The organism is Salaquimonas pukyongi, assembly GCF_001953055.1.
Lineage (GTDB): Bacteria > Pseudomonadota > Alphaproteobacteria > Rhizobiales > Rhizobiaceae > Salaquimonas > Salaquimonas pukyongi.
This window is the reverse complement of sequence record NZ_CP019044.1, coordinates 1008143-1030366: the sequence shown is the minus strand read 5'-3', so window position 1 is coordinate 1030366 and position 22224 is coordinate 1008143. Positions and strand designations below refer to the sequence as shown.

The window sequence follows — 22224 nt, the reverse complement described above, 5'->3', positions numbered from 1 at the left end:
TGGTAAGGAAGCAGAAAATGGCCTTTAAAATCAAAGGTTCCCATGTGCTGGCCATTGCGCTGGCCGGCGGTCTCGGACTGTGGATGATGGCTGGCGACGTGAAGATCGGCGGGCAGTCCGATAATGGCGAAAGCGCAGTGCCGATCGCAGAGCGTGAAGCTGAGCGCAGCGCTGAAATTTTCAAGGTGCGCCATGTTCCCCTGATGGCACAGGAGCGCCAGCAAAGCGTGCTGGTGCGCGGCAGAACCCGTGCCGATGCAGTGGTGACCGTGCGGGCGGAGACGGCGGGCGTACTGGAAAAACGTCTGGTTTCAAAAGGCCAGAACGTGAAGAAGGGCGACCTTGTCTGCGTGATCGAACGCGGTGCCAGGGAAGCCAGCCTGGCCCAGGCAAAAGCGCAACTGGCGCAAGCTGAAACCGAATACAATGCCAATGCGCAGCTGAAGAAAAAGGGGTTTGCCTCGCAAAACCGGCTGACCGCGCTGAGGGCGGCACTGGATGCGGCCAAGGCATCGGTGGCGTCGGCGCAGCTGGAACTGGAGCGCACCGAGGTGCGGGCCAATGCTGCCGGAATCGTACAGGACCCGATCGCAGAGGCTGGCGACATGCTGTCGATGGGCGGGACCTGCGTGACGCTGATCGACAATGATCCCATGCTGTTCACCGGTCAGGTTTCAGAACGCGACATCGGCAGAATCGCAACCGGCATGGAAGCGGAAGTAAAGCTGATCACCGGAGATACGGCTACCGGAACCATTCGCTACATCGCGCCATCTGCAGATGCCCAGACGCGTACCTTTGCAGTCGAGATCGAATTCGAACCGGGTTCCGGCGTGCGTGACGGCATGACCGCAGAAGCAAGGATTGTGCTTGATGCGGGCAAGGCGTTCCGTGTTTCACCTTCCTGGGTGACGCTGGCCGATGATGGCACCATCGGCATCCGCATCGTGAAAGAAGACAACACGGTAGCCTTTGTGCCCGTCACCATCCTTTCCCAGGAAAAGGACGGATTTTGGGTGACGGGGCCCAGCGAGGGCGACAGGGTTATCACGCTCGGCCAGGAATATGTCGTTGCCGGAGAGAAGGTGGAGACGGCGCCGGATGAACGCTATGCCGGCAAGCTGGCGGCAGCCGAAGGGCTGCAGGCCACCGGGACAGCCCAATGACCGGCGCGCTCGAAGCCATTCTCTCCAGGCCGAAAACCGTCATCACCATGATGATCGTCATGGTGATCGCCGGCATATTGTCCTATCTGGCAATTCCCAAGGAAGCCAATCCCGACATCGATGTTCCGGTCTACTACGTTTCGATCGGGCAGCGGGGCGTATCGCCGGAAGATGCCGAACGGCTGCTGGTCAAGCCGATGGAGACGGAACTTCGCGGGCTGGACGGGCTGAAAGAGATCACCGCCATCGCATCGGAGGGCCATGCCGGTATCGTGCTGGAATTCCAGATCGGATCCGACAAGGACAAGGTGCTGGCCGATATTCGCGACAAGGTGGACCTTGCCAAGGCCAGCCTGCCCGGCGATGCGGACGAGCCGGCGATTTTCGAAACGAATTTCGCGCTGCAGCCGACCATCATCGTGACCCTTTCGGGTGATGTTCCCGAACGCACACTCTACAATCTTGCCCGCCAGCTCCAGGATGAAATCGAGGCCATCGCGACAGTTCGCGAGGCAAAGCTGAAGGGCGCCCGCGTCGAACAGCTTGAGGTCGTGCTCGACCTGCTGAAGCTGGAATCCTACGACATTACCCAGCAGGAACTGCTGAACGCGCTGGCCCAGTACAACCAGCTTGTTCCCGCCGGTTTCATCGATGACGGGGCGGCGCGTTTCAACGTCAAGCTCCCCGGCCTCGTTGAAAGCGCGCGCGACGTTTACTCCATTCCCATCAAGCAGAATGGCGAGGGCGTTGTAACCCTCGGCGAGGTGGCCGATATCCGCCGCAACTTCAAGGATGCCTCCACCTATACCAGGGTCAACGGCCAGCCGGCGATGTCTCTGGAGGTCGTCAAACGCATCGGCACCAACATCATCGACAACAACACCAAAGTGCGCGAGGTAGTGGGGGAATACACCAAGGACTGGCCGCAAACCGTCAAGGTCAATTACCTGATCGACCAGTCGAGCTTCATCTTCGAAGTGCTTGGTTCGCTGCAATCGTCGATCATGACAGCTGTTTCGCTGGTGATGATTGTCGTCATCGGATCGCTGGGACTGCGCTCCGGCCTGCTGGTCGGACTGGCCATTCCAACCTCATTCATGGTCGGCTTTCTCATCCTCGCCTTCATGGGCATGACGGTCAACATGATGGTCATGTTCGGCCTCGTGCTGACGGTCGGCATGCTGGTCGATGGTGCCATCGTGATGATCGAATATGCTGACCGGAAACTGGCGGAAGGCCTGCCGCCGGATGAAGCCTATAACCGGGCGGCCAAGCTGATGTTCTGGCCGATCGTTTCTTCCACAGCGACCACGCTAGCCGCCTTCCTGCCACTGCTGCTTTGGCCGGGGGTTTCGGGCGAGTTCATGAGCTATCTGCCGGTGATGGTGATCATCGTTCTGACCGCGTCGCTTCTGACGGCACTGGTATTCGTGCCGACGACAGGCCGCGTTTTTGCCCATTTCGGCGAAGGGGTAAACCGCCTGCTTGGCCGCAAACGGCGGGAGGGCCCGACCGCGGCAGGCAAGATGCTGTCTTCCCAGGCGAAACTCGAACCTGATAAACTTCGGGGCGTGATGGGGGTATACGTTCGCACGCTGGACGACCTGACGGGCAGCCTTTGGGGGAATCTGGTGGTCGTTGCCATCGTGATTACCCTTACCGTGACGACGTTCATCACCTTCGGCGCCAACTCCAACGGGGTTGAGTTTTTCGTGGAGGAAGAACCCGACATTGCCACGGTCTTCGTTCAGGCACGCGGCAACCTGTCAGGCCAGGACATTCGCGACATCGGCATCGAGGTCGAACGCGAAGTGCTGAAGGTTGCCGGCATCGACAATGTGGTGATGACGGCCAGCGCTCCCGGCGGCGGCGGCGGTGGCGGCGGGATCGATCTTGCCGCGCCTCAGGACATGCCCGCGGACGTTCTGATCGTCATGCAGGTGGAATTGGCCGATTATTCGGAACGCCGCAAGGCGACGGAGATCTTTGCGGAAATCCGCCAGCGCACGGCTGATATTGGCGGCATCAAGGTGGAAATCCGCAAGCTGGAGGGCGGACCGCCCACCGGCAAGGATGTTCGCCTGCAATTGACCTCCAGCAACTACGACCTGCTGGCCGAGCAGGTTGGCCGTGTTCGTGGATTTTTCGACAGCCAGCCGGAATTGCAGGATGTTGAGGACAGCCGTCCGCTGCCCGGCATCGAATGGGAAATCGATCTCGATCGTGAGGAAGCAGGCCGCTACAACGCCGGCATCGCCGCCGTGGGCTCCATGGTGCAGCTTGTCACCAATGGCGTTGAAATCGGCAAGTATCGCCCCGATGATTCTGAAGACGAAGTCGACATCATTGTTCGTCTGCCGGAAGCCGAGCGCTCGCTCGACAAGCTCTCGGAACTCAAGCTGCGCACCCCGAACGGACAGGTGCCGATTTCCAATTTCATCGAGATGAACCCCCAGCAGAAGGTTTCCTCCATCACCCGCCGCGACGGCTTTTATGCCATGGACGTGAAGGCAAACATGGTGAAGGGAGTGCAGTTCGAGGGCCGCGACATGCTTCCCGACGACAAGGTCAAGCAAATCCAGGCCTGGCTCGACGGTCAGGAATGGCCTGCCGACCTGCGCTTCCGCTTCCGCGGTGCGGACGAAGACCAGAAGGAAGCCGGCGAGTTTCTGGGCAAGGCGGCCGCAGGTGCGCTGTTCCTGATGTTCATCATCCTCGTCACGCAGTTCAACTCCTTCTACCAGACCTTCCTGACGCTCACGACGGTAATCCTGGCGATTGTCGGGGTGCTGATCGGCATGATGGTTACCGGGCAGAAATTCTCGATCATCATGACCGGTACAGGCGTGGTGGCGCTGGCGGGGATTGTCGTCAACAACGCCATTGTGCTGATCGATACCTACAACCGGCTGCGCTCGGAAGGGGTCGATGTCCATCAGGCGGTGCTGAAGACGTCGGCGCAGCGCTTCCGCCCGATTTTCCTGACGACGTTCACGACAATCCTGGGCCTGATCCCGATGGCACTGACGATCAACTTCGACTACATCAACCAGGTCATTTCCTACGGTTCGATTACCTCGATCTGGTGGGTGCAGTTGTCGACTGCGGTTATTTCCGGGCTGGCCTTCTCGACCTTGCTGACGCTGGTGCTGATCCCGGTCATGCTGTCGCTGCCAACAAACATTGCCGGGAAATTCAGCCGCCGGCGCGTGGCCGCTGCCGCAGATGGTGTGCCGATGGAAGCGGCCAATGACGAACCGGTCGCCAAGCCGCGCCGCAAATCCGGCAAGAAAGACGGAGACGGCATGGCGGCCTTCAAGGACGCTGCCGAATAGAGCCCCGCCGAAAGCCGGTTTACCTGGTGGTCTTTCTGCCGGGCTTTGAAGCTGCAGACGCTGAAGCGCCTTTCTTTTTGGATGCAGCGCTGGCCGATGCCTTGGCGCGGCTTTCGCTGCGCTTTCGCCGTGCGACGTCCTGGTCGCGGCGATGGGCCGCTTCCAGCTTGTAGTAATAGTTGCGGAAAAAAGGCAGCGCCGCGAGATAGGCGGCAGCGCATAGCGCCAGAACCAGCCACGGATAGCTGAGCAGCAGGGCAACGAATACCACAGCGGCAAGGATCATCGGCATGGCGATGGAACGCGGGATCCGCTTGCCCAGCGTCTTGCCGGAATAGGTCGGCAGGCTTGAAACCATCAGCAGGCCGACGGCCATGACATAGCCGCTCACCAGAATGTCGAGAAACAGGGATTCGCGCAGCCCCAGCAGCAGCAGGTAGATGGGCAACAATACCACCATGGCACCGGCGGGCGCCGGAACCCCGACAAAGAAGTCCTGATGGAAATCGGGCCGGTTCGGGGTGTCGAGCTGCACATTGAAACGGGCAAGTCGCAGGCAGGCACACATGGCGTAGACCAGCGCCGCAATCCAACCGAAGGGACGCAGTTCGTCGAGCAGGGTGAAATACAGCACCATGGCAGGCGCAACGCCAAAATTGACGAAATCGGCAAGGCTGTCCATCTGCGCACCAAAACGCGTGGTGGATTTCAGAAAGCGCGCCACCCGGCCATCGATGCCGTCAAGAATGGCAGCCAGAATAATGGCCCCGAGCGCCAGTTGAATGCGGCCTTCAATGGCAAAACGGATGGCCGTCAGTCCTGAACAGATGGCCAGCAAGGTCAGGATATTGGGAAACAGCGTTCTGAGCGGAATGTCGCGCAGCCTGGTGGCATTTGCCGGTTTGCGGCCTTTTGTAACACCATCGTCCGGGTCGAACGGAGGAAAGGGGGCGGCCACAGCTCAGCTCTTTCGCACGAGCGGGGTGACCGAGTCTTCATCGAAACGGGCAAGAATGGTCTCCCCGCCAATCGCCGTCTGGCCAAGGGCGACCGCAGCCGTTGAACCCCTGGGGCAATACACATCCAGCCTCGAACCGAAACGGATCAGGCCGAAACGTTCGCCGGTGCCGATTTCCTCGCCGGCATTTGCCCAGCACAGGATGCGGCGGGCGACCAGGCCGGCAATTTGCACCACGCCGACATCGCCATTGGCCGATGCGATCACCAGCGAATTGCGCTCATTGTCTTCAGATGCCTTGTCGAGCTCAGCGTTGAGGAACTCTCCCTTGCGGTAGACGATACGGGAGATTTTCCCGCGCACCGGCGCGCGATTGATGTGGCAGTTGAAGACATTCATGAAGACCGAGATGCGCAGCATCGGCGCGTTGCCAAGTTCCAGTTCGGCGGGGGGGACGACCGTTGCCACATGGGAAATGCGGCCATCGGCAGGGCTGATGATGAAGTCGTCATTGACCGGTGTTACACGGGGCGGATCACGGAAGAACCAGGCGCACCAGGCCGTCAGCAGCATGCCGATCCAGAACAGCGGATCCCACAGCCAGCCGAGCAACAGCGACGCCACAAAAAAGATGGCGATGAACTTGTATCCCTCGGGATGGATGGGAACCAGGGCATTTTTAATCGAACCGGAAACCGACATTCAAAAACCGCCATCATTGAGAACAGACACGCTGTCATAGCCGCCAAGGGGATGGCGGCGCAAGAAAAAGCGGAACCCCACCCCCTTTCCGGACGTTTGGTGTTGGCAGAGCGGAGGACGCGCAAGCGCATATCCTCACCTTCCAGCTTTTCAATCCCGGGAAAGGAATTCACCATGCCAACGATCTACGAAGCAATCCGCAAGGACCATGACCATCATCGCACCCTGCTGGAAACCCTCGCCGACACCCAGGGCGACAGCGCCAAAAGAAGTGAGGCCTGGGATGAATTTTATTACGATGTGAAATCCCATGCCGCCGCCGAGGAAGAGGCGTTCTATTCAAAGCTGATGGAAAAGGCCCATGGCCAGGATGATGCCCGCCACAGCGTGCACGAACATCAGCAGATCGACGATATCATGGAAGAGCTCAACGAAATGGACATGTCGAGCCCGGGCTGGCTGACGCGCTTTAAAACGCTCAAGCATGAATACGAGCATCACATGGAAGAAGAGGAAAACGACATCTTTTCAAAAGCGCGCGACGTGCTGACCGATGACACGGACGGCAGGATCGCCAGCGAGTTTTTAACCCGCAAAGACAAAGAGCGATTGCTGGTCGATGAAAAGGCAGCCGCAAGTCTGGAGGACTGACCCGGGTCATGAACTGCGGCCGGGGGCGGTGCGGTTCTCAAACGCCGTTCTATCCGCCGTGAAACAGCGCTTCGGGCAGGCCGTACTGGCCGAGCCAGCCATACCAGTGCACATCGGTGGGGCCGACCACATAATCGACCACCTGATACCCGCCGCCTGAACGGCGCAACAGCACCATGATGACATCGCTCATCGCATCCATGGCCCAGTCGTCGGCAAATCGGGTCGCGCTCCAGTCGAGGGCGCTGCCATCGGGATTTCGGGGCTCGGCCTGCAGATAGGCCCAGTCTCCATCGCTGCGCAGAACCGATACCGTGAAGATTACGGTTTTTCCGATTGCAGCAGAAACCGGAACGCGGGCTGCATCCATGATGGCCCGGCGCTCTTCCGTGCCCCGGCGGGGCGTATAGTAGTGCGAGGATATTTGGACGACCGCCCGCCGATTTTCTGCGGCGGCCGGTTGTGCAATGCGGGTCTGCTGGGCGGCTTGCGCATGGGCAAAGCCAGCCGCTGCTGCGAGAAGCGACAGGGCCAAGAAGAGCCTCCCAGCCTTGATGGCGCACAAAATGCTGCAATCGGCCATCATGGCTCTCCTCTTTTCCCTGTCTTCCCCAGCCCCGCTTCCCGCATGAAAACAATAGGAGGAAACGGCGCGGTCGCCTTGATCAGGATCAAAGGTCAGGATTTGGCCGGGGCCACCTGTTCTCCTGCCGCCCTGCCCCGCTCGATAACGCCTTCGCGGTCCTGTTCGCGTGCCTTGCGCAGCCGCTCTTCGGCTTCGGTGGCCTCGCGCTGGCGGTTCCACATTTCCGCATACAGGCCCTTTTTGCGCAGCAGTGCCTTGTGGGTTCCGCGTTCGGCGATTTCACCGGCCCGCAGAACGATGATCTCGTCGGCGGACACGACGGTGGAAAGCCGGTGGGCGATGACCAGCGTCGTGCGGTTTTGCGACACCATGTCGAGGGCGGACTGGATTTCCCGCTCGGTCTGGGTGTCCAGCGCAGAAGTAGCCTCATCAAGGATAAGGATGGGCGGTGCCTTCAAAAGTGTGCGGGCAATCGCAACGCGCTGCTTTTCACCGCCGGACAGCTTCAGCCCGCGCTCACCCACCTGGGTTGCAAACCCTTCCGGCAGGCTGCGGATGAAATCGCCGATCTGGGCCATGTCGGCGGCCTCCTGCACTTCGGCCTCGCTGGCATCAATGCGGCCATAGCGGATGTTGTAGGCAATGGTGTCGTTGAACAGCACGGTATCCTGCGGCACCATGCCGATGGCCTGGCGCAGGGTTGATTGGGTAACGTCGCGCAAGTCCTGACCGTCAATGGTGATCGCGCCGCCAGTTACATCGTAGAAGCGGAACAACAGGCGGGAAATCGTTGACTTGCCGGCGCCCGATGGCCCCACAATCGCCACGGTTTTTCCCGCAGGCACTTCGAAGTCAACGTTCTTCAATATCGACCGCTCGGCATCGTAGTGAAAATCCACCGCATCGAACCGGATGCTTCCCTTTTTCACCTCCAGCGGCACGGCATCGGCCTTATCTGCGATTTCGCGCTCCTCGCCCAGCAATTCGAACATTGCCTCCAGATCGGCAAAGCCCTGGCGGATTTCGCGGTAAAGAAAACCGATGAAGTTGAGCGGGATGGAAAGCTGCATCAGGAGGGCATTGATCAGCACGAAGTCGCCCAGCGTCTGCTCGCCGCGCTGCACGGCCAGGGCCGAAAGCACCATGCAGGTGCCCATGCCCAGCCCCAGGATTACCGCCTGGCCGAAATTGAGCCAGGCAAGCGATGTCCATACCCTTGTGGCCGCCTTCTCGTAACGCGCCATGGAAGAATCAAAGCGGCGCGCCTCCATCTCCTCATTGCCGAAATATTTGACGGTTTCGAAATTCAGCAGCGAGTCGACGGCCTTGGAATTGGCATCGGTATCGTTGTCGTTCATGTCTCTGCGGATGGCGATTCGCCAGTCGCTGGCGCGGATCGAGAACCACACATAGGCCCACACCATGGCGGAAATGATCAAGACGTAGGTCAGTCCGAATTCATACCAGACCACGGCTGCCATGAAGGCAAACTCGATGATCGTCGGCCCGCCATTGAGGATGGTGAAGCGGACAATCGATTCGATGCCCTTGGTGCCGCGTTCGATGACCCGCGACAGGCCGCCAGTGCGGCGGGCCAGATGGTAGCGCAGGCTCAATGCGTGCATGTGGCGGAATACCAGCGTCGCCAGGCGGCGAACCGCGTGCTGGCCGACGCTGGCAAAGGCTGCATCGCGCAGATTGTTGAAACCGACCATCAGAACACGCCCGGCATTGTAGGCAACGACCAGCATGACCGGCACAATGAGAAAGTCAGGCAGCCAGCCCGGCAGCGGAGCGGCATTCAGGGCATCGGTCGCCCATTTGTAGAAATACGGCACCAGCACGGTGATGATCTTGGCGATGACGAGCACCACCATGGCACCGGCAACCCGCAGCTTCAGGTCAGGCCGGTCTGCCGGCCACATATAGGGCCACAAATTCCGGATGGTCGAAAAGGTCTCGCCACTCTGGGCGCTGACGACCGGCTGCTGGCGGGCCGGTTCGGCGCCGCTTGCGGGCTTGTTACGTACTGGAGCGTTCATGAACCGGCTTTCCCGGTTCCTTCGGGCGTCACCGATGAGGCCACGGTGTTGAGGTCCGAAATTTCCGGCTGCTCATCTGCAGCAAGGTGCTGCAGGGCGGTGACCAGTTCATTCAGGCGGCTTCGGTTAAGGGTATAGATGGACTTGGTTCCCTGTGCCTTCCATTCGATAATTCCCGCCGTCTTCAGCATTTCCAGATGCTGGGAAACGGTCGATTGGGCGATCGGCATGCAGCAGCAGAAATCCCCGGCGCAGCAATAGTCCTGGGTGGAAAGCTTGCGGATGATCTCGATCCGTGAGGGATGGGAAAGAGCCTTGAATCCCTCCGCCATCACATGTTGCGGGTCTGCCCGCCGGCAATTTTTGGGGCGCGCCATGCCATCATCGAATGTTGTTGCGATTGACCTCTTTTAATCGGTTTTTACCGATATAGTCAAACGATATCTGCCAGCAGCGCCGGTGCAGCCGTGACGCCGGTGCAGCCGTGACGGCTGTCTATCCCGAGCTGGAACTGCCGGTTCCGGCGGTTTCCTCATTGCCTGGAACCTCAAACACCTGCCCGGGAAAAATCAGGTCAGGATTGCGGATCTGGTCGCTGTTGGCTTCGAAAATGAGCGTATAGCGCTTGCCTTCACCCAGCATCCGCCGGGAAATGTGCCACAGATTGTCGCCGCGGCGAATGATGACCGATCGCCCGGTGGTAATGACCGGTTGCGCTTCTGCCTGCGCCACTTCAGCCTGTTCTGCTTCAACGGCGGTTTCGGTTTCCGGGGCGGTATCCGCCTGAGTGATCGCTTCCGTTTCCTGTACCCCATCAGAAGCTGCGGCCTCTGCAGCAGCGGTCGATGGCGTCTCTGCCTGTGGGATATCGCTTTCAGCTGCCTGCGGCTCTTGCACGGGCACCTCGGCGACCTGCCGGGGCTCTTCCGGCTCATGATCGACGAAAACCTGGGCTCGGGAGGCGACGTCTTTTCCACCCCTTCCGATCATGTCGGCGCGAAGCTGGTGCCTGCCCGGCTCGAGGCTTTGTGCCAGTTCAATCAAAAAGGCCCCCTGGGGCGCCACCTTGGCCTCACCCTTGAATTCATCATCCAGATAGATGCGCACCGTCGCGCCGGGTTCTCCCCTGCCGGCGACGAACAGACGATCCTTTTCAACATCGACCGCCTGAACCATGACCGGCACGGAGGGTTCAGCGGCAGCAACCGCCGGTTCGATTTCTTCTTCGGCAGGAGCCTCGGCCACTTCTTCTTCAACCGGCGCTTCCGGCTCAGCGGCGGCTTCAGCCACCGGCTCTGCCGGCTGACTGCTGCCAGGGCCCTGGAGAATGCGGGATGCGGCCCCGTCGCGGGAGACCATGGCAAGCACCTGGCCAGCCTCATCGCCCTGCTCGGGTATGGATACGATGCCGGTTTCTGCTGAAAGCACCGGCTCACCTTCCTTGGGAACGGCGCGGATTACCAGTTCGTGGTCGCCCGGCGGCAGCGGATCATCGAACACAATGGCAAAGTCGCCGGAAGCCCCGGCCTTGCCTTTGCCCACCACATCGCTGCCGGAGAGAATTTCAACTGCACTGTCTGCAATCGCAGAACCCGCAACCACCACGGAACCGTCGGGTTCGACCCGCAGAATGTCAAAACGCGGCGTGCCCGGCGGGTCCTCGGCCACCACTGTTTCCTCAGCCTGCCCACCATCCTCGGGCAGGGCCGCCAGTTGTTGCGGCTCGCTTTGGCCTGTGGCCGGTGCCTTTGATGATTCGCCACTTTCGGGTACGGCTTCCGATTCGACGGCGGGCGGAGAAGACAAAAGAGAAGAGATCAACGGTTCGCCGGCATCATTCTTGATCAGCGTACCGGCACCGACTGCTGCGCCCGCACTTACCGTAAGCGCTGCGGCAATGCCCGATTTTCCCGTGGTCAAGAGCGATGCAAGACCCGATTTTCCGAATAATGTGAACGCCATTGCCTACCCTGCCTCCTGCAGCGGGACGCATCCCGCCCTGCGGTAATTCCGGTTCATCACCCTGATATATCTGATTGGCGGAACAAAATCACCATTCACCTAAGGTCAGGCGTTTCAATTCTGCGCCAGCAGGGCTACAGCAGGATTGCAACCAACGGATCGCACCATGGCCGAAATCTCCTCCATTTGTGTTTATTGCGGCTCCCAGCCAGGCAATCATCCCGCCTTTCGGGAAGCAGCGCGAATTCTCGGCAGAACCATGGCGGAGCGGGATATCTGCCTTGTCTATGGCGGTGGCGGAATGGGCATCATGGGTGAAATCTCCCGCTCGGTGATCGAGCATGGCGGGAAGGTAACCGGTGTCATCCCCGAATTCCTGATCTCCAAGGAACGCGGCACCATGGGATGTGATGATGACGATGGCGAACTGGGCGAAGTGGTTGTTACCCGCGACATGCACGAGCGCAAAACCAGGATGTTCGAACTGTCGCAGGCCTTTGTGGCACTGCCGGGCGGGATCGGAACGCTGGAGGAAGTGGTCGAGATGCTGACGTGGGCGCAGCTTGGCAGGCACGACTATCCGGTGGTCTTTGCCAATATCGAGGGGTTCTGGGATCCGCTGATCGACCTCCTGTCGCACATGGCCGAAGCTGGCTTCATTCACACCAGCCAGCGGCTGAAGCCGATGGTGGTGCGCGATCCGGCAAACATCGTTGAGGAAATTCTCAACGCGTGAGGCAACTTATCTAAGCCGGCTTGCGAAAGGCCGACCAGGTGTAAATCGCCAGCGCCGCCCAGATCATGACAAAGGCTACGGCCTGCCAGAAGGAGAACGGTTCGCGGAAGACAAACAGTCCGATGAGGAAGATCATCGTCGGCGCGATATATTGCATCAAGCCGATGGTTGAAAGCCGCAGGCCCTTGGCACCGAACGCATAGAGAATGAGCGGAATGGCGGTTACCGGCCCGCAACCGATCAGCAGAGCGGTATAGTCCGTGCCTTCGAAAAACGCCCCCTGTCCTGAAACCTCGCGCCAGGCGATAAAGGCGAAGGCAAAGGGCGCCAGCAACATGACCTCGACCAGAAAGCCCTGGGTCGGGCCGACATCAACGGTCTTGCGCAGAAAGCCATAGGTGGCGAACGTGAAAGCAAGCACCAGGCTGATCCACGGAAAGACACCGCCGCGCAGGGTAAGTAGAACGACGGCAAGGGTTGCAATTGCCAGCGCAAGACGCTGTGCCCGGGTGAACCGCTCACCCAGGAAAACCGCTCCCATGGCAACCGTGATGAGCGGATTGATGTAATAGCCAAGCGCGGTTTCTAGCGTCCGCTCAACCGAAATCGCCCATACATAGATGGTCCAGTTGGTTGAAATGATCGTTGCGGTAAGGAAAAGGATGCCGAGCCGCTTTGGACTTTTCAGGGTTGGCAGGATGTCGCCGGTACGCCCCATCCACCAAAGAATCGCGCCTGCCACTGGCAGGGACCAGAGCGCGCGGTGTGCCATCACCTGGAAGGCATCGATATCCTCCAGCAGCTTCATGTAAAGCGGCAGGAACCCCCACAGCAGATAGGCTGTCAGCGCATAGAAAAAACCGGCCCTGGTGTCGCCGGACACAGGCTTGACGGTCTTGGGTTCGGCTTCCGCCACACGCATGGAAGGACTTTCGGAACTGGGGTCAGGAGGCCGATTTCATCAGCTTGTAATTGATCGAATCGGTCAGCGCCTGGAATGAGGCGTCGATGATGTTATCGGAAACGCCGATGGTCGACCAGCGCTCGCCGCTGTCGTCGGTCGATTCGATCAGCACCCGGGTGACGGCTTCCGTGCCGCCATTGAGGATGCGCACCTTGTAGTCCACCAGTTCAAGGTCCTCGATCTGGCTTTGATATTTTCCAAGGTCCTTGCGCAAAGCCTGGTCGAGGGCGTTGACGGGGCCATGGCCCTCGGCGACCGAGAGGAACATTTTTCCATCCACTTCGACCTTCACCACGGCCTCGGAAACCGTGACCACATCGCCCCGCGCATTGAAGCGGCGCTCAACCTGGGTGCGGAAGGACTCGACCCGGAAAAACTGCGGCACCGTTCCCAGATGGCGGCGCGCCAGCAGTTCAAAGCTGGCTTCGGCCGCCTCGTAGGCAAATCCCTTCGCCTCGCGCTCCTTGACGATGGAAATCAGCGAATCCAGCGCCGGGTTGTCTTTTTCGACCTCGATGTCCTTGCGCTGCAACTCTGCAATGAAATTCGACTTGCCACCCTGATCGGAGACCATCAGGCGGCGGCGGTTGCCGACGCTTTCAGGGCCGACATGTTCATAGGTGTCGGGCGCCTTGAGGATGGCGGAGGCGTGAATGCCGGCCTTGGTGGCAAAGGCCGACGAGCCGACATAAGGCGCCTGATGATAGGGCGCCTGATTGATGAGTTCGTCGAACTTGTGGGAAATCCTCGTCAGCTGTTCAAGCTGGCGGGGGCCGATGGCCGTTTCGAACCGATCGGCATAAACGGGCTTGAGCGCCAGCGTCGGGATGATGGTGGTCAGGTTGGCATTGCCGCAGCGCTCGCCGACCCCGTTCAGCGTTCCCTGGATCTGGCGGACACCAGCTTCGACCGCGGCGAGTGAATTTGCCACCGCCTGGCCGGTATCGTCATGGGCATGAATGCCGAGATTGTCCCCAGGGATGCCAGCCTCGATCACCTGTTCGACAATTTGCGTCACTTCCGCCGGCTGGGCGCCGCCATTGGTATCGCACAGCACGATCCATCTTGCGCCCGCGTCATAAGCGGCCCTTGCACAGGAGAGCGCGTAAGCGGGATTGGCCTTGTAGCCGTCGAAGAAGTGCTCACAGTCGATCATCGCCTCACGACCGGCAGCCACGGCCGCCTCTACCGAGCCGGAAATCGTCTCGAGGTTTTCTTCATTGCTGCAACCAAGGGCGACCTTGACGTGATAGTCCCAGCTTTTTGCAACGAAGCAGATGGCGTCGCAATCGGCGGCAAGAAGACCGGCAAGACCGGGATCGTTGGAGACTGATACGCCATGGCGTTTGGTCATGCCGAACCCGACAAAGGCCGCATTCCTTGTACGCTTTTTTGAAAAGAACTCCGTGTCGGTCGGATTGGCACCGGGATAACCGCCCTCAACGTAGTCAAGGCCCAGTTCGTCCAGCATTGCGGCGATGTCGATCTTGTCGGCGACGGAGAAATCAAGGCCCGGCGTCTGCTGGCCGTCGCGCAAGGTGGTGTCGAAAAGATAAAGGCGTTGGCGGGTCATGCAATGCTGTTAGCCGAAAATGCCGGCATACCAAAGCACAATCACCACAATGAGGACGATGGCGGCCAGTTTTCCGATGATGCCGTAAAGCAGCCATTTCGGCATTTGTGTGGGAGAATTTCTCTCACTCATCCTCCGGCTCCGGCCAGGAGTTGGTGTCGTGATCGGGGTGTTGATGGCTGTCGATATCGTCGAGGAAAGGCGCAGTATCGATGTCGTCCATCGTATGACGCGCCGGGAGCGTATCGAGGTCGTCAAGCCATTCGATCTTCGATTCCACGCCATACTGTATGATCGGTGTCAGCAATTCGGGATGATCGAAGGCACCGATGGCGACCGCCAACCCGTCTTCGGCCTCATAGGTAAGCGGCGTTCCGCATTTTTCGCAAAAACCGCGCAGCACATGGTTGGAGGACCGCCAGCGCCTGGGTTCACCGCGCGTCCACTCAAACTTCACCCCGCGCGTGTTGACGAGCGGCGCATAGAAATTGCCGAACGCCTTCTGGCACATGCGGCAATGGCATATCGAGCGGTCGTCGGATTTTCCCTCCATGCGAAACCGGATGGCGCCGCATTGGCAGCCGCCGGTATAAACACCGCTATTGTCCGGATCTTCGTCGCTGTCGTCTTCCTGAAGCAGCGGGGCGTGGTTTTCGTACATGCTGATATCATCCCGGAATGGAAACGTGCCGCCCCCGCCAACACCAAGCCTTACCTTACGTAAGCATTCTTCAGCAGGCAAGCCCGCAGAATTCATGCTTGCTGGCGCTACCCACTAGCGCTTTACTTCCCACGACGTAACGCGTTCGCCGGTGTCAGGATCCTTGCCATCCTTGAGTTGAACCCCCTGGGCCAGCAACTCGTCGCGGATGCGGTCCGCCTGCGCCCAATTCTTCTCGCGGATAAAGGCGAGACGCTGCTCACACGCCGCAGCGATCTCCGCCTCACTCAACACAGCTTCCACCGGCTGCGGAAGAATACCCAGCAATTGCGCTGACGCGGCGAAATCCTCGTCATCCTTCAATGCATGCAGGGCGCGTATCGCCCCTGGCGTATTCAGATCTTCAAGAAGTTGCCCGATGACCTTGCCGCTCACCTTGCCGGCTTGCGGATCGCCGTGCCGCCATTTGGCGAGAATGCTCTCCGCTTCCTCCAGCCGCTTGATGCTGAAATCGATAGGCTCCCGATAATGTGTCATCAACATGGCAAGGCGGAGAACTTCCCCAGGCCATTTGCGTCCGCCGAATTTTTCCGTGTTCAGAAGATCGTCAATGGTGACGAAATTGCCTTCCGACTTCGACATCTTGCGCCCTTCGACCTGAAGGTAGCCATTGTGCATCCACAGGTTTGCCATTCGCTCCGTGCCGTGGGCGCAGCACGATTGGGCAATCTCGTTCTCATGATGGGGAAAGATGAGATCGAGCCCGCCGCCATGGATATCGAACACTTCGCCAAGATGGGTTTTCGACATCACCGAGCACTCGATGTGCCAGCCCGGGCGGCCGTGAATTACGCACGCTTTGCCGTCAATCGAAAAGCGCCCTTCCCAGCCGGGCTGTTCAGCCGAAGACTCCTTCCACAGCACGAAATCGCCTGGGTTCTTCTTGTGATCCTTCACATCGATGCGCGCGCCGGCCTGCTGCTCGTCCAGTTTGCGATTGGACAGGGCACCATAGGCCGGCATGGAAACGATATCGAACAGGATTTCCGCCCCTTCCGGCCCCTGCACCAGATAGGCGTTGCCCTTGTCGATGAGGGTCTGGATCATCGCCACCATGCCGCCGATGTGTTCGGTGGCGCGCGGTTCATGGGTAGGCAGAAGGCAGCCAAGCGCCTCTGCATCCGCATGAAACTGTCCCGCCGTCTTTTCCGTGACGTTACGGATCGCCTCGTTGAGCGACATCTTGCCGGCGGAAATCCCGTCGCCGAAATCGCGCAGGGCACGGGCGTTGATCTTGTCGTCGACGTCGGTGATGTTGCGCACATAGGTAACATGCGCTTCGCCGTACAGATGCTGAAGCAGGCGAAACAGAACGTCGAACACGATGACCGGCCGCGCATTGCCGATATGGGCGAAATCATAGACCGTCGGCCCGCAGACATACATGCGTACATTGTCCGCATCGATCGGGCTGAAAGCCTCCTTGCGGCGCGTCAGCGTATTGTAAAGGGTAAGGGTCGGCTTGCCGGACATGGCAGGTTCTGCCTGGCTGGGGGCGGATTGAGCGTTTCCATTTAGCAGAGCCAGCAGGCACTTCAAGGGGTGAATTCTGGCACCAGGTCGGTATGCTGCGGGGCGCGGCATCATGATTTTCCCCGCAAGGCGAGATTTCGGTTGAAAAAACCCGGACAAAGACAGCTCTGACACAATTTGATCACAAACCGGCGCCATGGCAGCGCGAAATCTCACAACTGGCGTAATCTACCATGTCTTTTCAATCGAAACGCAACCTGTCCACGCTTGCCAGCCTCTATCGCCCGGTCGCCATCCCTGCCGTTGCTGCAGCGCTGGCGCTTGTCCCGGCCGGTAAACCGCGTTCTGCCAAAGCGGTCTAAGTTTCCTTTCTTCCATGTTCGTGCGGAAGCGCGGGAAAGGCCCGCCGTATTCGTACGCGCATTCAGAAGACCTGCCTGAGCAGGCTTGCTGCCAGCACGGCCATGATGACGGCGATCGCAATGTCGAGGGCCTGCCATGCGGCGCGCCGGGAAAACACCGGCGCAAGCAGTTGTGCGCCATAACCGAGAGCAAAAAACCACACAAAGGACGCCAGTACAGCGCCGGCACCATAGGCCATGCGCTCCACCGGCGCATATTGTGCCGCATAGGCACCGATCAGCATTACCGTGTCGAGATAGACATGGGGATTGAGCCAGGTGAAGGCCGCACAGGTTGAAAGTGCCTTCAGGAGGGACGGCTTGCTGCCGTTTTCAAGCTGCATGGCAGCGGGGTTCAGCGCCCGCTTGAAGGCAAGGGCGGCATAGGAAAACAGGAACAGGGCTCCGCCAAGCGCGAAGATGTTCAACGTGCCGGGATTTGCCTCCACCAGTGCACCAAGCCCGGCCACGCCGAGGATGATCAACACCGCATCGGACACTGCACAAAACAGGCAGAGCCAGAACACATGGTGCTGCGCCAACCCCATGCGCAGGATGTAGGCGTTTTGGGCGCCGATCGCGATGATCAGCGAACCGCTCAGGACAAACCCCGAAAGGGCCGGCAGGATCATGCTACCTGCCATGGTCAAAACAGCGAATACTGGCTGTTGCCGCCACTGCCGGAGGGGTCTGCTTTTTCGACCTGCTTTGAACCGGCACTGTTGTGACCGATGCCCGGCTCGACCGGCTGCTGGATATCGGGGCCGGCATTGGCAACCTTGTTGACCTTGTCGGATATGGGTACCGCCTCGAAAAATCCGTTCGCGGCAGGCTGCAGCAGATCGGCGACATGGCGCGGCTCCTGGCTGGCGCAGTCCAGCCACCTGCTGAAATCCTTCGGTTCGATGACGACCGGCATGCGGTGATGAATATTGCCGATCTGGTCGTTGGACTGAACCGTCAGAATGCAGCCCGTGTCGATTTCGCTTCCATTTGCTCCGGTCCAGGTTTCCATCAGGCCGGCAAAGCAGACCAAACCGGTGCCATCGATGCCGCCATCGGCGGGCTTGATCCAGTATGCCTGCCTTGGAGCTTTTTTGTCCGCCGGGCGGTGCCATTCGTAGAAACCCGACGCGGGCACCAATACCCTGCGGTGACGCATGGCGTTGCGGAAAGACGGCTTTTCGGCTGCCGTTTCGCTGCGCGCATTGACAAGCAGGGTGAAATCGCCGGGATCCTTCACCCATGCAGGAACGAGCCCCCAGCGTACCAGACGTGCTTCCCGCCTGCCGGCAGGACCATTGAAAACCGTCAGCACCGGCTGGGTTGGCGCAATGTTGTATCGCGGCGGAAAATCCTCGATATCATCAAGGTCGAAAATTTCGGCGACCGCATCCGGGGCCGCCGTCAGTGAAAATCGTCCGCACATGGGCTGTCCTGTCCTGGGTGGACTTGATGCCAAAAGGAATGCAGCGCTGCAAGACAATTGTCCCCCATCCCCCCACCCAAGACCAGGCACTTCCATCGCTGTCGTCAAGAACGGCAAAGTGCTGCTGGTAAAGCGCGGCAAGGAGCCGTTCAAGGGATACTGGGCATTTCCCGGTGGCGGACAGGCGTTGGGCGAAAGGCTGGAAGAAACCGCCCGCCGGGAACTTGCCGAGGAAACGGCGCTGACTGCCCGGCACCTCGAGTTTCTCGGATTTGCCGACCGCATCGCACACGGTGAGGACGGCATCGTCACCCATCATCATGTCCTGGCGCGGTTCCTGTGCACGGCATTTGATGGGGAGCCGCGTGCCGGCGGCGACGCGCACGAGCTGCGCTGGGTAAGCCTTGCAGAAGCAGCCACCCTTGATACCGTTCCGCACCTGCTGGAGCTGATCGGCGGCGCCCTGGAAAGGGCACGCGCTGGCCGACAGGCTTTCACCAAAAGGTGAAAAAACGTCGTTTAAGCTGCGGCACTCCGCATGGCATTATCCGGCAAACGAACAAACGAAGGTGTGAAGGTGTCATGTTGCCAGCTGCCAAACTGCGCCTGCAGGCGGCCATTCTTGCAATTACTGCTGCCTTGCTTGTGATGGTGCCGGCGATTGCCGGCGCCGACCCAAATCCGAAGAGCTGGGAGAACTGGAAGACGGATTTTTCCAAATCGAACATCCCGCTTTCGGAGGTGGTATCCGGCGGCCCGCCCAAGGACGGTATTCCTGCAATCGACGATCCGAAATTCGTTGCTGCCGGTGAAGCGGAGCTCGACGACCGCGAGCCGGTCATCGTTTTTACCCATAATGAAGAAACCAAAGCCTATCCGCTGTCGGTTCTCATGTGGCATGAAATCGCCAACGACAGGGTTGGCGGGCACCCGTTTGCGGTCACCTATTGCCCCCTGTGCAATGCTGCGATTGTCTTCGATGCCCAACTTGACGGAAAGCGCTACGACTTCGGCACTACGGGCCGGCTGAGAAATTCCGACCTGCTGATGTATGACCGCCAGACCGAAAGCTGGTGGCAGCAGTTTTCCGGCAAAGCGGTCATCGGCGCCCTCACCGGCCGCAAGCTCAAGATGATGCCGTCACGGCTGGAAGCTTTCGGCAGGTTTCGCGAGCGCCATGGCGATGCCAAGGTGCTGGTGCCCAACAACCCCTCTCTGCGCGACTATGGACGCAATCCGTATGTTGCCTATGACGGCCGCGACGCGCCCTACCCGCTGTATACCGGAACCCTGCCGCAGGACATCAACCCGATGGCCCGGGTGGTGATCGTGCGGCAGGAGGGGAAGCAGCCCTGGCCGTGACACTCGACAAGGTTCGCAAGGAAGGGACGCTGAAGCGGGGTTCATTCGTTCTGGAATGGCAGCCGGGGCGTGCTTCGGCGCTGGACAGCAGCCGCATCGCGGAAGGCCGCGACATTGGCAACCTCATTGTTCAGGAGACTGACGGCGGCAACCGCAGGGACGCCGTGCACGACATTACCTTCGCCTTTGTGGCCCATGCCTTTCATCCCGACCTGAAAATCGAGCAATAGTCGGTGATCCGCGTTTGGCTTGCGAAGCTGAATGCGATAAAGGCAGTTCAGGTCATGCGTGCCGCAAGTCAGGTCATGCGTACCGCAAGGTCTGCCAGAGCGATTGCCGATGAAAACCCTGTCCTTCTACAGCTTGTTTGCCGTGCTTTTTCTGATGGGTGGACCCCTGGGTCATCCGGTTCCTGCCGGTGCCCAGGAGCAGTCCGGCGGTGCTGCGGAAGAAACGCAGGACAATGAAGCCGGCCCTGCTCAGCCGGCAATCAAGACCCTTCCGCCTGCCTATGAAGAGCAGTTGATGCGGCTGTCAGAAATTCTCGGCGCCCTGCACTACCTTCGCAATCTGTGCGGAACGGGAGAAGGACAGACCTGGCGGGAGGAAATGCAGAAGCTGATTGCAGCTGAAAAGCCCAGCGAGCAGAGCCAGGCACAGATGATTGCCGCCTTTAACCGGGGGTTTCGCGGCTATGCGGAAATCCACCGCGAGTGCAATGATCCGGCCATTGAGGCGGCAAACCAGTTTCTGGCGCAAGGAACCAGAATAGCGGCTGAAATTCCAAACCGTTACGGCCGCTGACCAGCGTTAACCACAAAAATTATTATGTGCCCATTTTGCGGCCGGATATGCGATTGTCGCCCCGCCTTGAACCAGAAGGTGGCCGGAATGGAACAATTGAGCGACCTCACCCTTGAAGAAAAAATCCTGCGCGAAAAGCAGCTGGTGGCCGAAACCCATCTGCTGGAAGCCTGGGAAGCGGGACTGGAAGACGGCATCGAGCCGGAAATCCTGGCGCGAACGATTGTCGTCAAGACCCTCGACCAGTTGTCTCGCAGCCGCGGCCACGAAGCGGCGGGCGCCCTTGTGAGCGAGATTTCAGAGTTGGAATCAGAGGGCCATTTCGTTCAGCGCAAAACACTGCAATAGGCGGTTCCACGGCGCCGGCCTTTGCAGCACCATCGTGTTTTGCCGGCATTTCTTCACGCAATGATGAGAGCATGCGGTTTTGACATTCACCGCAATCCGCGTAGCATGCCTTTGCATACAGGTGGTCTAGGCAATGCCGGAACAGATCGCCGGCGGGAACGGGTTGGCGTCAATGACACGAAAAGGCTCAGTGGACCGGGCGAGGTTTGTTCCGCGCTTTGCGGGGTTGTCCTTGCTGGCATTGGCATGGACCGCAGCTTTTCCAGGCAATGACGTTTCATGGGCCAGCGGCCTGGCAGATGCAGAGCCGCGCTCTTTGAGCGATGCCAGCCAAGGGCCGGGCTCCTTACTCCTTCTCGCTCAGGACACCACGAACGAAGCTTCAGAAGACGGGGCGCAGGAAAGCGCGCCGGAGGCAGGAACCGAAGAAACACCTGAACCCCAAACAGATAATGCCGGGGAGAGCGCCGGAGAAGACGATCTGGAACGCCCATTGCCGCAGATCATTACCGATCTTGAGGAAATCCCCTTTCCTGCCCGCAAGATGCGGCAATTGATTCTGGAAGCTGCCCGCAGCGGCGACGTTGAAAAACTGCGTCCCTATCTGGGGTATGGCGACGATGTGACCATGCTGTCCCTGGGCGGTCATGAGGAAGACCCGATAGAATTTCTCAAATCGCTTTCCGGCGACCACAAAGGCCATGAAATACTCGCCATCATGACGGAGATTTTGGAGGCACCGCCGGTCAAGACCGAGACGGTTCCCGGCGATGTTGTGTATGTGTGGCCCTATTTCTACGCTTATCCCTTCGACAAGCTGACGCCCGAACAGCGGGTCGACATGTACCGCATCATCACCCATGGCGACTATGAAGAGATGATCCAGTTCGGCAGTTACATCTTCTACCGGCTGGGGATTACGCCGGAAGGACGCTGGCGGTTTTTCGTCGCCGGGGACTGATCACCGAAGAAAAGGCAGCAGACCGCACACTGCAGAGGGGCCCGTTTGGC

At 59.5% G+C, this 22224-nt stretch carries 24 protein-coding genes; 11 read left to right on the top strand and 13 right to left on the bottom strand.

The features are described 5' to 3' along the window. The first annotated feature begins 17 nt into the window (after positions 1 to 17). A complete protein-coding gene (locus BVL55_RS04955; RefSeq protein ID WP_075995985.1) occupies positions 18 to 1166 on the top strand; it encodes an efflux RND transporter periplasmic adaptor subunit in 1149 nt (382 codons plus the stop codon). Beyond that, the gene (locus BVL55_RS04950) at positions 1163 to 4501 is read left to right on the top strand and encodes an efflux RND transporter permease subunit (RefSeq protein ID WP_075995984.1); all 3339 of its coding nucleotides are present in this window, start codon (positions 1163 to 1165) and stop codon (positions 4499 to 4501) included. The genes BVL55_RS04955 and BVL55_RS04950 overlap by 4 nt, the downstream gene beginning before the upstream one ends. 19 nt (positions 4502 to 4520) lie before the next feature. On the opposite strand, the gene pssA is transcribed toward BVL55_RS04950, so the two are convergent. Together pssA and BVL55_RS04940 are read right to left on the bottom strand one after the other, a co-directional pair. Then, complete coding sequence (pssA, locus tag BVL55_RS04945) at positions 4521 to 5459, bottom strand: CDP-diacylglycerol--serine O-phosphatidyltransferase (RefSeq protein WP_075995983.1); 939 nt, start codon at positions 5457 to 5459, stop codon at positions 4521 to 4523. A gap of 3 nt (positions 5460 to 5462) precedes the next feature. Beyond that, the gene (locus BVL55_RS04940) at positions 5463 to 6161 is read right to left on the bottom strand and encodes a phosphatidylserine decarboxylase (protein ID WP_075995982.1); all 699 of its coding nucleotides are present in this window, start codon (positions 6159 to 6161) and stop codon (positions 5463 to 5465) included. A gap of 174 nt (positions 6162 to 6335) precedes the next feature. Here BVL55_RS04940 and BVL55_RS04935 point away from each other — a divergent pair, with 174 nt between their 5' ends. Continuing rightward, positions 6336 to 6812: a hemerythrin domain-containing protein gene (locus BVL55_RS04935; RefSeq protein WP_075997907.1), complete on the top strand. Its 477-nt coding sequence runs from the start codon at positions 6336 to 6338 to the stop codon at positions 6810 to 6812. A gap of 49 nt (positions 6813 to 6861) precedes the next feature. On the opposite strand, the gene BVL55_RS04930 is transcribed toward BVL55_RS04935, so the two are convergent. The 4 genes from BVL55_RS04930 to BVL55_RS16705 all read right to left on the bottom strand — a co-directional run bounded on the left by BVL55_RS04930 (position 6862) and on the right by BVL55_RS16705 (position 11402). Further along, the gene (locus BVL55_RS04930; RefSeq protein WP_075995981.1) at positions 6862 to 7398 is read right to left on the bottom strand and encodes a hypothetical protein; all 537 of its coding nucleotides are present in this window, start codon (positions 7396 to 7398) and stop codon (positions 6862 to 6864) included. Between the two features lie 92 nt (positions 7399 to 7490). Further along, positions 7491 to 9440, bottom strand: a complete 1950-nt coding sequence (locus BVL55_RS04925) for an ATP-binding cassette domain-containing protein (protein ID WP_083649366.1) — start codon at positions 9438 to 9440, stop codon at positions 7491 to 7493. Next, entirely contained in the window at positions 9437 to 9772 is a 336-nt protein-coding gene (locus BVL55_RS04920; RefSeq protein WP_156892418.1) for an ArsR/SmtB family transcription factor, read from the bottom strand. The genes BVL55_RS04925 and BVL55_RS04920 overlap by 4 nt, the downstream gene beginning before the upstream one ends. Before the next feature lie 163 nt (positions 9773 to 9935). Beyond that, complete coding sequence (locus BVL55_RS16705; RefSeq protein WP_162841452.1) at positions 9936 to 11402, bottom strand: LysM peptidoglycan-binding domain-containing protein; 1467 nt, start codon at positions 11400 to 11402, stop codon at positions 9936 to 9938. Positions 11403 to 11568: 166 nt separating this feature from the next. On the opposite strand from BVL55_RS16705, the gene BVL55_RS04910 reads away from it, so the two are divergent. Next, complete coding sequence (locus BVL55_RS04910) at positions 11569 to 12138, top strand: LOG family protein (RefSeq protein WP_075995978.1); 570 nt, start codon at positions 11569 to 11571, stop codon at positions 12136 to 12138. 10 nt (positions 12139 to 12148) lie between these two features. Here the strand turns inward: BVL55_RS04910 and rarD are convergent, their stop codons facing one another. The 5 genes from rarD to cysS form a co-directional block, all read right to left on the bottom strand. Beyond that, positions 12149 to 13060: an EamA family transporter RarD gene (gene rarD / locus BVL55_RS04905; protein ID WP_075995977.1), complete on the bottom strand. Its 912-nt coding sequence runs from the start codon at positions 13058 to 13060 to the stop codon at positions 12149 to 12151. A gap of 22 nt (positions 13061 to 13082) precedes the next feature. After that, entirely contained in the window at positions 13083 to 14675 is a 1593-nt protein-coding gene (gene cimA, locus BVL55_RS04900; protein ID WP_075995976.1) for a citramalate synthase, read from the bottom strand. Positions 14676 to 14684: 9 nt separating this feature from the next. Further along, positions 14685 to 14807: a hypothetical protein gene (locus BVL55_RS17170; protein ID WP_280161800.1), complete on the bottom strand. Its 123-nt coding sequence runs from the start codon at positions 14805 to 14807 to the stop codon at positions 14685 to 14687. Then, the gene (locus tag BVL55_RS04895; protein WP_075997905.1) at positions 14800 to 15336 is read right to left on the bottom strand and encodes a GFA family protein; all 537 of its coding nucleotides are present in this window, start codon (positions 15334 to 15336) and stop codon (positions 14800 to 14802) included. The genes BVL55_RS17170 and BVL55_RS04895 overlap by 8 nt, the downstream gene beginning before the upstream one ends. Positions 15337 to 15450: 114 nt before the next feature. Then, positions 15451 to 16869, bottom strand: coding sequence for a cysteine--tRNA ligase (cysS, locus tag BVL55_RS04890; RefSeq protein ID WP_075995975.1), 1419 nt, complete (start codon positions 16867 to 16869; stop codon positions 15451 to 15453). Between the two features lie 233 nt (positions 16870 to 17102). Between cysS and BVL55_RS17165 the strand changes: the two genes are divergently transcribed. Next, on the top strand, positions 17103 to 17231 hold the full coding sequence (locus BVL55_RS17165) for a hypothetical protein (protein ID WP_280161798.1): 129 nt from the start codon (positions 17103 to 17105) through the stop codon (positions 17229 to 17231). 62 nt (positions 17232 to 17293) lie between these two features. On the opposite strand, the gene BVL55_RS04885 is transcribed toward BVL55_RS17165, so the two are convergent. Both BVL55_RS04885 and BVL55_RS04880 read right to left on the bottom strand, forming a co-directional pair. Further along, complete coding sequence (locus tag BVL55_RS04885) at positions 17294 to 17902, bottom strand: LysE/ArgO family amino acid transporter (protein ID WP_075997904.1); 609 nt, start codon at positions 17900 to 17902, stop codon at positions 17294 to 17296. 14 nt (positions 17903 to 17916) lie between these two features. Beyond that, positions 17917 to 18699 carry an SOS response-associated peptidase gene (locus tag BVL55_RS04880; RefSeq protein WP_075995974.1) on the bottom strand — a complete coding sequence of 261 codons (783 nt, stop codon included), beginning with the start codon at positions 18697 to 18699 and terminating at the stop codon, positions 17917 to 17919. Between BVL55_RS04880 and BVL55_RS04875 the strand changes: the two genes are divergently transcribed. The 6 genes from BVL55_RS04875 to BVL55_RS04855 all read left to right on the top strand — a co-directional run bounded on the left by BVL55_RS04875 (position 18698) and on the right by BVL55_RS04855 (position 22174). Continuing rightward, positions 18698 to 19207 carry an NUDIX hydrolase gene (locus BVL55_RS04875; protein WP_162841451.1) on the top strand — a complete coding sequence of 170 codons (510 nt, stop codon included), beginning with the start codon at positions 18698 to 18700 and terminating at the stop codon, positions 19205 to 19207. The two genes, BVL55_RS04880 and BVL55_RS04875, sit on opposite strands and share 2 nt — an antisense overlap. Positions 19208 to 19281: 74 nt before the next feature. After that, on the top strand, positions 19282 to 20061 hold the full coding sequence (locus BVL55_RS04870; protein ID WP_205410844.1) for a DUF3179 domain-containing protein: 780 nt from the start codon (positions 19282 to 19284) through the stop codon (positions 20059 to 20061). Further along, positions 20058 to 20291, top strand: coding sequence for a hypothetical protein (locus BVL55_RS16800; RefSeq protein ID WP_205410843.1), 234 nt, complete (start codon positions 20058 to 20060; stop codon positions 20289 to 20291). The genes BVL55_RS04870 and BVL55_RS16800 overlap by 4 nt, the downstream gene beginning before the upstream one ends. A gap of 109 nt (positions 20292 to 20400) precedes the next feature. Beyond that, entirely contained in the window at positions 20401 to 20865 is a 465-nt protein-coding gene (locus BVL55_RS04865) for a TIGR02301 family protein (RefSeq protein ID WP_075995973.1), read from the top strand. A gap of 87 nt (positions 20866 to 20952) precedes the next feature. Further along, on the top strand, positions 20953 to 21213 hold the full coding sequence (locus tag BVL55_RS04860; RefSeq protein ID WP_075997902.1) for a hypothetical protein: 261 nt from the start codon (positions 20953 to 20955) through the stop codon (positions 21211 to 21213). A 172-nt stretch (positions 21214 to 21385) separates the two neighbouring features. Next, a complete protein-coding gene (locus tag BVL55_RS04855; protein ID WP_075997901.1) occupies positions 21386 to 22174 on the top strand; it encodes a hypothetical protein in 789 nt (262 codons plus the stop codon). The last annotated feature ends 50 nt before the right edge of the window (positions 22175 to 22224 follow it).